This is a genomic window from Acidovorax sp. GW101-3H11, assembly GCF_001633105.1.
Lineage (GTDB): Bacteria > Pseudomonadota > Gammaproteobacteria > Burkholderiales > Burkholderiaceae_C > Acidovorax.
This window is the reverse complement of record NZ_LUKZ01000009.1, coordinates 803,386-816,552: the sequence shown is the minus strand read 5'-3', so window position 1 is coordinate 816,552 and position 13,167 is coordinate 803,386. Positions and strand designations below refer to the sequence as shown.

At 63.7% G+C, this 13,167-nt stretch carries 12 protein-coding genes; 5 read left to right on the top strand and 7 right to left on the bottom strand.

From position 1 onward, the window contains the following. Positions 1-69: 69 nt before the first annotated feature. From A1D30_RS09695 to A1D30_RS09670, 6 genes are all read right to left on the bottom strand, one after another. On the bottom strand, positions 70-855 hold the full coding sequence (locus tag A1D30_RS09695) for a peptidylprolyl isomerase (RefSeq protein ID WP_063460520.1): 786 nt from the start codon (positions 853-855) through the stop codon (positions 70-72). 68 nt (positions 856-923) lie between these two features. After that, positions 924-1,190, bottom strand: a complete 267-nt coding sequence (locus tag A1D30_RS09690) for a BolA family protein (protein WP_063460519.1) — start codon at positions 1,188-1,190, stop codon at positions 924-926. A gap of 15 nt (positions 1,191-1,205) precedes the next feature. Then, a complete protein-coding gene (locus A1D30_RS09685) occupies positions 1,206-1,745 on the bottom strand; it encodes a septation protein A (protein WP_063460518.1) in 540 nt (179 codons plus the stop codon). Positions 1,746-1,768: 23 nt separating this feature from the next. Then, entirely contained in the window at positions 1,769-2,182 is a 414-nt protein-coding gene (msrB, locus tag A1D30_RS09680; protein WP_063460517.1) for a peptide-methionine (R)-S-oxide reductase MsrB, read from the bottom strand. After that, positions 2,179-3,663 carry a protein adenylyltransferase SelO gene (locus tag A1D30_RS09675; protein WP_063460516.1) on the bottom strand — a complete coding sequence of 495 codons (1,485 nt, stop codon included), beginning with the start codon at positions 3,661-3,663 and terminating at the stop codon, positions 2,179-2,181. Before A1D30_RS09675 ends, msrB begins: the two co-directional genes overlap by 4 nt. 70 nt (positions 3,664-3,733) lie before the next feature. Continuing rightward, on the bottom strand, positions 3,734-4,774 hold the full coding sequence (locus A1D30_RS09670; RefSeq protein WP_063460515.1) for an AraC family transcriptional regulator: 1,041 nt from the start codon (positions 4,772-4,774) through the stop codon (positions 3,734-3,736). Positions 4,775-4,965: 191 nt separating this feature from the next. Here A1D30_RS09670 and A1D30_RS09665 point away from each other — a divergent pair, with 191 nt between their 5' ends. After that, entirely contained in the window at positions 4,966-6,672 is a 1,707-nt protein-coding gene (locus tag A1D30_RS09665) for a carboxylesterase family protein (protein WP_063460514.1), read from the top strand. Positions 6,673-6,706: 34 nt separating this feature from the next. Here A1D30_RS09665 and A1D30_RS09660 read toward each other — a convergent pair whose 3' ends face one another. Next, positions 6,707-7,393, bottom strand: coding sequence for a Crp/Fnr family transcriptional regulator (locus A1D30_RS09660; RefSeq protein WP_063460513.1), 687 nt, complete (start codon positions 7,391-7,393; stop codon positions 6,707-6,709). A 276-nt stretch (positions 7,394-7,669) separates the two neighbouring features. Here A1D30_RS09660 and A1D30_RS09655 point away from each other — a divergent pair, with 276 nt between their 5' ends. From A1D30_RS09655 to A1D30_RS09640, 4 genes are all read left to right on the top strand, one after another. After that, on the top strand, positions 7,670-9,313 hold the full coding sequence (locus tag A1D30_RS09655; protein ID WP_063460512.1) for a 3-(methylthio)propionyl-CoA ligase: 1,644 nt from the start codon (positions 7,670-7,672) through the stop codon (positions 9,311-9,313). 265 nt (positions 9,314-9,578) lie between these two features. Continuing rightward, positions 9,579-10,811, top strand: a complete 1,233-nt coding sequence (locus tag A1D30_RS09650; RefSeq protein ID WP_063460511.1) for a branched-chain amino acid ABC transporter substrate-binding protein — start codon at positions 9,579-9,581, stop codon at positions 10,809-10,811. Positions 10,812-10,881: 70 nt separating this feature from the next. After that, positions 10,882-11,835: a branched-chain amino acid ABC transporter permease gene (locus tag A1D30_RS09645; RefSeq protein ID WP_063460510.1), complete on the top strand. Its 954-nt coding sequence runs from the start codon at positions 10,882-10,884 to the stop codon at positions 11,833-11,835. Positions 11,836-11,839: 4 nt separating this feature from the next. Then, entirely contained in the window at positions 11,840-13,165 is a 1,326-nt protein-coding gene (locus A1D30_RS09640) for a branched-chain amino acid ABC transporter permease (RefSeq protein ID WP_063460509.1), read from the top strand. The last annotated feature ends 2 nt before the right edge of the window (positions 13,166-13,167 follow it).

Here is a 13,167-nt window from a genome sequence, read left to right as displayed (position 1 = left end):
CATAAAAAAACGCGGCCTAGGCCGCGTTTTTTGGGGGGGGGCATCCCTGCGGATGCCGGTCCAGCCTGATTACTCGACCTTGGCCTTGGCGCGCAGGTCTTCCTGGAACTTGGCCAGCTTTTGCTGCTGCAGTTGTTGCGCCACTTGGGGCTTGACTTCGTCCAGCTTGGGCAGCTGGGCTTGGCGCACGTCGTCCAGGCGGATGACGTGGTAGCCAAACTGGCTCTTCACGGGGGCGTCGGTCATCTTGCCCTTTTCGAGCTTGACCAGGGCTTCGGTGAATTCGCTCACGTAGCTGGCGGGGTTGGCCCAGTCCAGGTCGCCACCCTTGGCGCCGGAGCCTGGGTCCTTGGATTGCTTCTTGGCGATGTCTTCGAACTTGGCGCCCTTCTTGATGGACGCGATGATGGCCTTGGCGTCGGCTTCCTTCTCCACCAGGATGTGGCTGGCCTTGTATTCCTTGCCGCCATTGGCCGCCACGAACTTGTCGTATTCGGCCTGGATTTCGGCGTCGGTCACCGGGTTGGTCTTCTGGTAGTCGGCGAACAGTTCGCGGATCAGGATGCTCTGGCGGGCCAGTTCCATCTGGGCCTTGTAGTCGGCCGAGGCTTCCAGGCCGCGCTTTTGGGCTTCCTGCATGAAGATTTCGCGGGCGATCACTTCTTCCTTGATCTGGCCTTCGATGTCGGGCGTCACAGGGCGGCCCGAGCGTTCCACCTGCTGCTTGAGTGCCTCAACGCGCTCTTTCGGCACGGCCTTGCCGTTGACGATGGCAACGTTCTGGGCGGAAGCGGGCAGGGCCATCGTGCCCAGCACGGCAGCGGCCACGAGGCCGGACAGGAGCTGTTTCTTCATGCGGAATCCAAAAAATGAGAGGTTGTTTGTGCCAGCTGAAATCCGGCGCATTGCTATCTGGGGCCGGTTCAGAGAACTTCAATGGCAAGGGCGTGTACGCCTTGGTCAATAAATTCTTGCAGCGCATCATACACAAGGCGGTGTTGCGCTACGCGGGGCTTGCCTGTAAACAAAGGTGACGAAATGCGGACCCGGAAATGCGTGCCAAAACCGGTGCCGTTGGCTCCGGCATGGCCTGCGTGGGCGGCGCTTTCGTCCAGCACTTCAAGGGCGGTGGGCGTGAGCCGCAGGGCGAGGGCCTGATGCATCTGCTGGGCGATGGAGAGGGTGGTCATGGTGGTCTCGTTGCCTCAGGCTGCAGGCTCGTCGCCCTTGAGGTGTGGCGCGATGTAGATGCCCTGGCCGATCAGGAAGACCAGTGGGAAGGCGTAGCCCCAGAGCTTGAAGTCCACCCAGGCTTCGGTGCTGAAGTTGACCACCACATAGGCGTTGATGACGGACATGAAGGCGCAGTAAATGATCCACGCCACATTGAGCCGCAACCACACCCGGTCGGGCAGGTCCAGCTGGCTGCCCAGCAGCATCTTGAGGAAGTTCTTCTTCATGGCCCACAGGGCCACGGCCAGCGCGAGGGACATGGCGCCGTAGAGCACCGTGGGTTTCCACTTGATGAAGCGGTCGTCCTGCAGCACCAGCGTGAGCGTGCCAAACAGCAGGATGAGCACCAGCGTGACCTTGTGCATGGTCTGCAGGCGGCGGTCGATGGCGTAGATCAGGCCCATCTGCACCACCGTGGCGGCCATGAGCACGGCTGTGCCCACATAGATGCCATAGAACTTGTAGGCCCCGAAAAACAGCAGGATGGGGAAGAAGTCGATCAGGATTTTCATGGAGTCGGGGACATTCTCGGCGGTCAGCCCTTGTCGGATTCGAAGTCGAGCGACGCGGAGTTCATGCAATAGCGCAGGCCGGTGGGTGCCGGGCCATCTTCAAACACGTGGCCCAGATGGGCCCCGCATTGTGCACACACCGTCTCGGTGCGGACCATGCCGTGGCTGCGGTCCACGATTTCGGTGATGGCGCCAGGGATGGCCTGTGAGAAGCTCGGCCAGCCGCAGCCCGCGTCGAACTTGGTGTCCGAATCAAACAGCTTGGCATCGCAGCAGATGCAGTGGTAGCTGCCGTCGGCCCAGTGGGTTTCGTACTTGCCGGTGAACGGGCGCTCGGTGGCGGCGTGGCGGGTGACCTGGAACGCCACAGGCTCGGCGCCTTTTTCGCGCAGCACGGCTTGCCATTCGGCGTCGGTCTTCTGGATGGGATGGGTCATGATGAACAGCTGATCTCGATGGAAGACGCCCAGTCGGGCGGGAAGGCTGCGTAGGCTTCGTGGCCGGGGTGCTCGTCGAACGGGCGCTCCAGCAGCCGCTGCAGGGTTTGGAGTTCGCTGAAGTCGCCAAGTTTCGCCGCGCGGATGGCCTGTTCGCCCAGGTGGTTGCGCAGCACGAATTTGGGGTTGGTTTTGAGCATTAAATTGGCCGCTACCGCGCGACCATCATGCTTTTTTTGCTCTGAATATGATAGCAGCCATGCATCGCAGGCCGCGTGATCGGCAAACAGGTCGCGCACCGGCTCGAAATCGCCGCTGCCCACGGCATGCGAGAGCCGGCGCCAGAAGATGGTGTAGTCCACGCCATTTTTTGCGAGCAGCAGCAGGATGCCGTCGATCAGCGTGGCGTCCTCTTCGTGCACCGTGGTCAGGCCCAGCTTGGCGCGCATGAGGGCCATGAACTCCTGCGGGAACACCGCCTTGTAAGACTCCAGTGCCGCCTTGGCCAGTTCCTCGTCGCCGATCAGTGGCAGTAGCGCCTGCGCCAGGCAGAACAGGTTCCAATACGCCACATTGGGCTGGCGGTTGTAGGCATAGCGGCCCTGCGTGTCGCTGTGGTTGCACACATGGCCCGGCACGAAAGCGTCCAGAAACTGGAACGGGCCGTAGTCTATCGTGAGGCCCAGGATGCTCATGTTGTCGGTGTTCATCACCCCATGGCAAAAGCCCACGGCCTGCCACTGGGCCATGAGGCGCGCGGTGCGTTCACTCACCGCCTGCAGCAGGGCGGCGTAGGCATTGCCACCGAAATCCGTGGTGCCCCGGCATTCGGGGTAGTAGCGGTCGATGACATAGTCGGCCAGCGCTTGCAGCGGGGCTTCCTGGCCGTTGGCGGCAAAGTGCTCAAAGTGGCCAAAACGCACAAAACTGGGCGCCACGCGCGTGACCACGGCGGCGGTCTCGATCTCTTCGCGCCGCACCGGCGCGGGCGAGCCGGTGATGCACAGCGCACGCGAGGTGGGAATGCCCAGCCCGTGCATGGCCTCGCTGCACAGGAACTCACGGATGCTGGAGCGCAGCACCGCCCGGCCATCGCCCATGCGGGAGTAGGGCGTGCGGCCCGCGCCCTTGAGCTGGATTTCGTGGCCGTTGGCCGTCTCGCCGAGCAGGATGGCCCGGCCGTCGCCCAGTTGCCCCGCCCACACCCCGAACTGGTGGCCGCTGTACACGCTGGCCAGGGGGCGCGAGCCCGCCAGCAGCGTGTTGCCAGTGAAGGCCTGCAGCGCTTTGTCACTCCCCAGCCAGGATGGGTCGAGCCCGATCAGCCGTGCCACATCGGGGCTGGTGCCCACCCAGTGGGGGGCGGGCAGTGGGGTGGGGCGCAGTTCGGTATGGAAGGCGGGCCCCAGGTCGGTGAAGCGGTGGTTCCAGGCCAGTCCCAGGTCGGCGGCGGTTTCGCTGTGGTCGGCGCTCAGGTTCATGGCCGCAATTGTCTCGCACCGTGGATGGCACAAGGCTGGCAAGGCCATGGGGCGTTGCCGCTATGGATTCTCAGGAGGTGGGCGCTGCCTCCGGCTCCGCCAGCAGCTGTGTGCGGTACTGCCCGGGCGGCATGCCAAACCAGCGCTTGCAGGCGCGGAACAGGTTGCTCTGGTCTGCAAAACCCAGCAGGTCGGCAATCTCGGCCAGGCTGCGGCGCTCATCGCTCAGGTGCTGGCACGCGAGTTCGCGGCGGGTGTCGTCCAGCAGTTGCTGGTAGCTCACCGACTCGGCCTGCAGGCGCCGCTGCAGGGTGCGGTCGGTCAGGTGCAGGCGTGCGGCAATGTCCTCGCGCCGGGGCTCGCCCAGGTGCAGCACGCGCGCGATTTCGGTGCGGACGCGGGTGCTGGCCAGCGTCTGGCCGAGCTGGTCCAGCTCGGTTTCGACCAGCCGTTCGTGCAATGTCCACAGACCTGGGTTGTGGGTGGGGATGGGGGCGCGCAGATCGGCTTCGGAGAGCAGGAAACGGTTGGCGGGCTGGCCAAAGAGCGGCGTGACGCCAAACGCGGCACGATACCGACCGTCTTCGCCAGGTGGGGGGGTGATCAGTTCTACAGCCAGGGGCACCAGATCGCGCCGGGTCAGCCAGCAGCACAGTGTGAACAGGGTGAGCACCGCGAACTCGATGCGCTGGCGCGGAATGGGCCGTGTGGCGCCGATGTGGCTGAGCGCCAGCCAGTAGCCCTGGCCACGCGGGTCGCGCTTCATTTCAAAGGTGGTGGCGTCCGAGATCAGCGCCATCTGCCGCTGCAGGTGTTCAAAGCCGATAAGCAGGTTGGGGCCGGAGGCCAGCGCGTAGCCCACCAGGTCCACATTGCCGTACCGCGCTGCCAGGTCCCGCTCCAGGCCCAGGCCGGGTTGGCCGTAGCGCGCCGCTGCGGCCTCCCAGAGCCGGCTCACGCGGTCCACATCCACGCGGGTCTGAGGCTGCTGCTGCAGACCCGGCAGGTCGATGCCGGCTTCGGTGCACAGGTCGGCCGCTGGCAGCCCTTCTGCCGCAAACATGTCCGCAATGCCACGCACCCATGCGGCGGAGCTGGTGCGCTGGGTCATGGGTGGTTCATGGGCAGGCTTCCCACTCAGGGTTAACGCGAGGGTGGTGTTCTGAAGTCACTGTTTTGGCGTGGTTGCGATAGTGGGCCAGCGGCGATGCATTCACACAATCGTCGCCGAGGTCAGGCCCTGCCGCAAGTGTGACGCTTCGCTGAGGCCTGACCCATTCTAGAACTCACAGGAGACAAGACATGATCGATGTGCGCAAGCGTGTGCCATGGCTGGGGGCGGTGGTGTGCGTGCTGGCTCTGGCTGGTTGTGGTGGTGGCTCGGGCTCTGCGCCCGAGGTGCGTGAGACGGTGTACGGCACCGTGCGCGGCGTGGACGATAGCGCCGTGACGGGCACCTATGCCTGGAAGGGCATGCCCTTTGCCAAGCCGCCCGTGGGGGACTTGCGCTGGCAGCCACCTGCGGAGCCCGCTGCCTGGGCCGGTGAGCGCAGCGCCACGCGTTTTGGCAATGCCTGCCTGCAGATGGGGCGTCTGTACGGGCCCGGGGCCAACAACCGCTTTGACGACACCATTGGCCAGACCTTGGGCACGCCCGTGGGCAACGAGGATTGCCTGACGCTGAACATCTGGCGCCCTGCGACCAATCAGGACAACCTGCCGGTGCTGCTCTTCTTGCATGGCGGCAGTGCCATCTCGGGCTACACGGCCGACCCGGTGTACGACGGCGCCGCATTGGCGCGCGCGGCCAATGCCGTGGTGGTCACGGCCAACTACCGGCTGGATGTGCTGGGCTTTCTCCAGCTGCCGCAACTGCACAGCGGCAGCCAGGCGTACACGGGCAACTATGCGCTGCTGGACAATGTGCAGGCGCTGACCTTCATCCAGCGCAACATCGCCAAGTTTGGCGGCAATGCAGCCAATGTGACGCTGATGGGGCAGTCGGCGGGCGCCATCAACGTCCTGGCGCTGCTCACCGCGCCCCAGGCCGCAGGCCTTTTCCACAAGATCGTGCCCATCAGCGGAGGCATCTCGCTGGCCAGCAACCTGCCAGCGGGTTCCATCCCCACGCTCAATCCGGCATCGAAGTACGCAGCGCAGTCAGGGGCCTTGCTGGCCGCACTGGCACTGGCCGACGGCCTGGCGCCCGACGCTGCCGCCGCTGCCACGCTGGTGGCGGGCTGGACGCCCGCGCAAACTGCCAGCTACCTGCGCGGCAAGGACGGCCGTGTGGTGCTGCAGACAGTGATGCAAAAAGGGCTCACGGGGTCGGGGCCGATTCCTGACGGTGTGGTGGTGCCGACCAACCCCATCGCGGAGATTGCAGCGGGCCGCTACCACAAGGTGCCCGTGCTCTCGGGCTACACCCAGGACGAGGCCAAGCTCTTTGCGCCTTTCCTGGCGCTGCTGGGTGGCAAGCCGGGCCTGAAGATCAGCGATGCGGAGCGCTTTGCGATGACGCAGGGCTTCAACCCCGATGCCCCCACCACGCTCACGGTGGCCGACATCATTGACCCTTCGTACCTGCCGATCGCGGCGCCATCCACGGGCTACAACGCCCGCATGAAACTGCTGGGCAGCGTGTTCTTTGAACCCAGCCGCGACAACCTGCTGGGCACGTTGCGCACCCAGCAAGCCAACGTGTGGAGCTACCAGTTCAACTGGGCCCAGCAGCCTGCACCCTGGAACGATGTGTACGGTGCTGCCCATGGCTTTGACCTGCCCTTTGTCTTTGGCAACTTCGGCCCGTCCCTGCTGGCCAAGGCCGCCAACAGCACGGCCAACCAGCCCGGCCGCCTCGCGCTCTCTGGCGTGATGATGGACAGCGTGCGTGCCTTCGTGCACACCGGCAACCCCAACCACACCGGCCTCGGCGAGGAGTGGCAGCCCTGGCCGCGCAAGTTCATCTTTGACGCAGACCAGAAGGCCACGCGCCTGAGCGTTCAGTGAGGACCCTGCGCCTGATGCTGCTTCCCATGTCCGTTCATGCTGCTGCGGTGGCAGCAAGGTATGCGCCGAGCGCCTCGTCGTCCACGATGGCCACCTTGCCAAAGTCCAGCGACACGATGCCCAGTGCCTCCAGCGTGCGCAGCACGCGGTTCACCGTCTGGCGCGACAGGCCCACCAGCTGGCCCAGCTCGTCCTGCGTGAGGTTGAGCCTGCGCGTGCTGCGCCAGAACAACCGGCTCAGGTACAGCGCGACGCGGTGCTCGGGGGATTGTGTGCGGCCAGCCTCGATGATGGTCATGGCCTGTCCGAGCCGCATGTTCAGGTGTTGCACCAGGAACTGGTTGAACGCCAGGCTGCTCTCGCGCAGCGTGGCAAACAGTGGCAGCGGCAGGCACAGCAGCGTGGTTGGCCGCAGCGCCACCACGTTGTACTTGCGCGGCTCGGGCTTCATGGCCGAGCCCTCGCCAAACCACTCGCCATCCGGCACACCGATGAAAGCCGACGCCCGTCCTTTGCTGGCCGGGCTCTGCAGCATCACCAGGCCCGACAGAACGGCATGCCAGCCCTCCACCGCGCTACCCGCAGGCATCATGACGGCGCCCTTGTCGCCCTGCACGGCAAACACCTCGTCGCGCAGGCGCTCCTGCAGCGCGGCGGGCACGCTGGCAAACCAGGGCTGGGCCGAAATGAAGCGCGGAGCAGGGGGCAAGGTGCTGAGCATGTGCGCGATTGTCGCTGCACTTTGGCGCCGGGTTCAGGGTAATCCCTTGGGCTTTGTCAATGGGACGACAGGTGTTGGCAGCCGCGCGCGCGCGGCGCACACTGGCGGCCTGCCGTGGGGCGCCAGGAGTTGCGTGGCAAAGCCGATGGCGGGTGGCGCAGCGCCTGGTGGACCAATGGATTTCAGCGGCCTGTTTGCATGACTTTGGAGACACCTGGGGCCCATGCCTCGCGCTACCATGATCTTTCCCTTCACTACAACATTCAAGGAGCACCCATGCTGGGCCTGATGCAAAGTCAACCGTTGCTGATCTCGTCGCTGATCGAGTTCGCAGAACGCCACCATGGCGACGCCGAAATCGTCTCCCGGCGGGTAGAGGGTGACATTCATCGCTACACCTACCGCGACCTGGCGGCGCGTGCACGCCGTCTGGCCAACGCGCTCGACGACCTGCAACTGCAGTTCAGCGACCGCGTGGCCACGCTGGCCTGGAACGGCTACCGCCACATGGAGATGTACTTTGGTGTCTCGGGCTCGGGCCGTGTGCTGCACACCGTGAATCCCCGCCTGCACCCCGACCAGATCGCCTGGATCGTCAACCATGCCGAAGACCAGGTGCTGTGTTTTGACCTGACCTTCCTGCCCCTGGTGCAGGCCGTGCACGCCAAGTGCCCTACCGTGAAGAAGTGGGTGGCCCTGTGCGATGCCGACAAGCTGCCTGCGGACTCTGGTGTTCCCGGCCTGTCGAGCTATGAAGACTGGATTGGCGCCCATTCGGCCGACTACGCCTGGCCCGAGTTTGACGAGAACTCGGCATCGAGCATGTGCTACACCAGCGGCACCACGGGCAACCCCAAGGCCGCGCTTTACAGCCACCGCTCGACCACGCTGCATGCCTATGCCGCCGCGCTGCCCGACGTGATGTGCCTCTCGGCCCGCGACTCGGTGCTGCCCGTGGTGCCCATGTTCCACGTCAATGCCTGGGGCATTCCGTACTCGGCGGCGCTCACGGGCTGCAAGCTGGTGTTTCCCGGCCCGGCGATGGATGGCAAGTCGATCTATGAACTCATCGAATCCGAAAAGGTGAGCTACGCCGCCGGTGTGCCGACCGTGTGGCAGATGATGCTGGGCCACATGAAGCCTGCAGGCCTGAAGTTCTCCACGCTCAAGCGCACGGTGATTGGTGGCTCGGCCTGCCCACCGGCCATGATCCATGCGTTCAAGGAAGACTACGGCGTGGAAGTGCTGCACGCCTGGGGCATGACCGAGATGAGCCCACTGGGCACGCTGTGCACGCTCAAGAACAAGCACCTGTCGCTGCCCAAGGATGAGCAGATGAAGGTCTTGCTCAAGCAGGGCCGCGCGATCTATGGTGTGGATATGAAGATCGTCGGCGGTGATGGCGAAGAGCTGCCCTGGGACGGCAAGACCTACGGCGACCTGCTGGTCAAGGGCCCGTGGATCGTGGACAGCTACTTCAAGGGCGAAGGCGGCCATCCGCTTGTCAAAGACAAGCAAGGCCGGGGCTGGTTCCCCACGGGCGACGTGGCCACCATCGATGCCGACGGCTTCATGCAGATCACTGACCGCAGCAAAGACGTGATCAAGTCGGGCGGCGAGTGGATCAGCTCCATCGACATCGAGAACATCGCCATGGCCCATCCCGCGATTGCCATGGCAGCGTGTGTGGGTATGCCGCATCCCAAGTGGGACGAGCGCCCGATCGTGGCTGTGGTCAAGCGCCCCGGCACTGAGGTCACACGCGATGAGCTGCTCGCTTTTTACGAAGGCAAAACCGCCAAGTGGCAGATCCCGGACGACGTGGTGTTTGTCGATGCCATTCCGCTCGGTGCCACCGGCAAGATGCTCAAAACCAAACTGCGTGAGCAGCTCAAGGATTACAAGCTTCCGGGCTTGTGAAAGCTGCGTCTTCGGCTCCGCTAGCCCTCTTGATCGCCCTCGCGGCTTTCGAAACTGGCGCGGCCCAGACCAGTGCACCCGTGGAACTGGCTTTGCCAGGCCACCGGGTGCGTCTCCCTCCCGAAGGAGAGGGGGAAGGCGCGCAGCGCCTCAGGGGGTGACACCGAGTTCAGTCACGTGTGCGACGCTGGTAGGGCAATCCCTGAGCATCGCATTGTTGCAACGCGGTACGCTGCGTTGTGTCGATTCACTAGGAGACAAAACCATGAAATTTGCTATTAAGGCTGTAGCAGCCTCGGTAATCTTGGCGGCCGCTGGCGGGGCCTTCGCTCAAAAGGGCGAAACAGTGAAGATCGCCTGGCTGGACCCCCTTTCGGGTCTGATGGCAGCCGTCGGAACGAACCAGCTCAAGAGCTTCCAGTTCATCTCCGAAGAGTTCAACAAGAAGAACGCCGCAGGGGTCAAATTCGAGATCATCGGAATCGACAACAAACTCAGCCCACAAGAGACCACCAGCGCTCTGCGCTCGGCCATGGACCAGGGCGCACGCTACGTGGTGCAAGGCAACGGCTCAGGCCCTGCGCTCGCCATCATCGACGCGCTGGAAAAGCACAACGCACGCAATCCCGGCAAGGAAGTCCTGTTCCTCAACTACGCCGCCGTGGATCCTGATCTCACCAACAGCAAGTGCAGCTACTGGCACTTCCGCCTGGATGCAGACACGTCCATGAAGATGGAAGCGCTGACGACCTACATGAAGGACCTGCCCGAGGTCAAGAAGGTCTACCTGATCAACCAGAACTACTCGCACGGCCACCAGGTCTCGAAGTTCGCCAAGGAAATGATGCAGCGCAAGCGCCCCGACGTGCAGTTTGTCGGCGACGACCTGCACCCCCTGGCCCAGGTGCGCGACTTTGCCCCGTACATCGCCAAGATCAAGGCCTCGGGTGCCGACAGCGTGATCACCGGCAACTGGGGTTCTGACCTCGCGCTGCTGATCAAGGCTGCCAATGACGCAGGCCTGAACAACGTCAACTTCTACACCTACTATGGCTCTGTCACCGGCAGCCCCACGGCCATGGGCGCCGCTGCTTCAGGCCGCGTCTACATGGTGGCTTACGCCCACATGAACCTGCCGGGCGAGCTGAACAAGATCGTGGTGGATTACAAGAAGAAGTTCAACGACGACATGTACACCGGTGCCGTGTACCACGCGTTCACGATGCTGTCGGAGGGCTTTGCCAAGGCCAAGTCCACCGACCCCGTCAAGGTAGCCGCTGCGTTTGAAGGCATGAAGTTCAAGAGCTTCAACGGCGAAGTCGAAATGCGCAAGACCGACCACCAGCTGCAGCAGGGCCTGTTCATCTCGAAGTGGGAGAAGGCCGGTGGCAAGTTCCCTATCGACTCCGAGAACACTGGCTACACCTTTGTGCCTGTGAAGTACTACGAGCCCTATGTGGCCAGCACGCCCACGTCGTGCCAGATGAAGCGTCCGTAAGTCCTGCGTGACCGCTTCGAGGCCCGACCTGGCTCGGGCCTTTTTTTTACCCCTGCAGTGAAAAATTCCAATGAATCCTGAGTTTTTCGTGATCTCTTTGCTGAACGGCGTGAGCTACGGGCTCCTGCTGTTCATGCTGAGTTCCGGCCTCACGCTGATCTTCAGCATGATGGGCGTGCTCAACTTTGCTCACACCAGCTTCTACATGCTGGGTGCCTATTTCGCGTTCACCATCTCCGGGGTGGTGGGCTTCTGGCCCGCGCTGGTGCTGGCGCCGCTGGCGGTGTTTGTGCTCGGCGCCGCGTTTGAGCGCTACGCCCTGCGCCGCGTGCACAAGTTTGGCCACGTGCCAGAGCTGCTGGTCACCTTCGGGCTCTCGTACCTGATCCTGGAGGTGGTGCAGCTGGTGTGGGGCCGCTCGACCGTGCCTTATGGCCTGCCCGAGCAACTGCAGGGCCCGCTGTTCTCGCTGTACGGTACGCAGTTCCCCAAGTCGCGGTCGTTCGTGATGCTGGTGGCTCTGCTGATGCTGGTGTCCGTGTGGCTGCTTTTGACGCGCACCCGCATCGGCCTGGTGATCCAGGCCGCCCTCAAGTACCCCGAGATGGTCGAGGCGCTGGGCCACAACGTGCCGCGCGTGTTCATGCTGGTGTTTGGCGGCGGCGCTGCACTGGCGGGGCTGGCGGGTGTGATCGGTGGCAACACCTATGTCACCGAGCCCGCCATGGCGGCGTCGGTGGGCTCCATCATCTTCGTGGTGGTGGTGGTGGGGGGCATGGGCTCGCTGGCAGGGGCTTTCATCGCCTCGCTGCTGATCGGTGTGGTGCAGACCTTTGCGGTGGCGCTCGACTATTCACTGATCCACGTCTTCAAGGCTGTGGGCGTGGCGGTTACCGACCAGACCTTTGGCTATCCCTTGCTCAAGCTCACGATTTCCCAGGTCGCACCCATCCTGCCTTACCTGTTCCTCGTGCTGATCCTGATCTTCCGCCCCAAGGGCCTGCTGGGCACCCGGGAGGACTGATGCCATGAATTCGATGACCAACACTGCTTCCCCAAGCGCCACGGCGCACTACCGGTTCAAGCCCTGGAATGTCGGGCGGATCGTCATCTGGTCGCTGTTTGCGATTGCCTTGATCGTTGCACCCATGCTGTTTCGCAGCAGCCTGGCGCTGACCATGCTCTCGCAGATCGGCTACCTCATCATCATCTGCCTGTCCTACAACATGCTGCTGGGGCAGGGGGGCATGCTGAGCTTCGGCCACGCGGTCTACACCGGCCTGGGTTCGTTCATCGCCATCCATGCGATGAACATGGCGGGCAAGGGCAGCTTCCACATCCCGCTGGTGCTGATCCCTCTGGTCGGCGGGCTGGCCGGGGCCTTTTTCGCCATCATCCTGGGCTTCGTGACCACGAAGAAGTCGGGCACGACGTTTGCCATGATCACGCTGGGCATCGGCGAGCTGGTCGCATCGATGGCCCTGATGTTTCCCGAGTTCTTCGGGGGCGAAGGGGGCATCACCACTGACCGGGTGTACGGCAAGGCCTTCTTTGGCCTGAATTTTGGCTCGGGCATGCAGGTGTACTACCTGATCGCTGCCTACTGCTTCGTGTGCACAGCAGCGATGTTTGCCTTCACTGGCACACCGCTGGGCCGCATCCTGAACGCCGTGCGCGACAACCCCGAACGTGTGGAGTTCATCGGCTACAACACGCAGCGGGTGCGCTACTTCGCCTTCATCATCGCAGGCTTCTTTGCAGGCATTGGCGGCGGCCTGGCCACGATCAACTTCGAGATCGTGACCGGTGCCGACAGCCTGAACGTGGTGCGCTCGGGCGGCTACCTGCTCTTCACCTTCCTGGGCGGGGCCACGTTCTTCTTCGGTCCCATCATCGGCGCGGTGCTGCTGGTGCTGGCTTCGGTGCTGCTGTCCGAGCTGTCCAAGGCCTGGCTGCTGTACCTGGGTCTGGTGTTCCTGTTCATGGTGATGTATGCGCCCGGCGGCGTGGCCAGCCTGATCATGATGAACCTGCGCCTGGCCAAGTTTGGCAAGCTGCGCCAGCTCTGGACGTCGTACCTGGGCCTGGGCGGTACCGCCCTGGTGGGGGTGCTGGGCGCGGCCTGCATGATCGAGATGACCTACCACCTGCAGCTCAATGCAGCGCTGGGCACCGAGCTGACGTTCCTGGGCGCAACGCTCAATGCCAAGGGCTTTGGCAGCTGGTTTGGCGCCATCTTTGTGATGGTGACGGGCTTTGGTCTCTTCGAGCTTTGCCGCCGCCAGTTTGTGCGCCAGTGGGGCAAGATCCAGGAAGAAATAGAACATGAAATCAAGCGCGGGGAGGCGGTGTAACC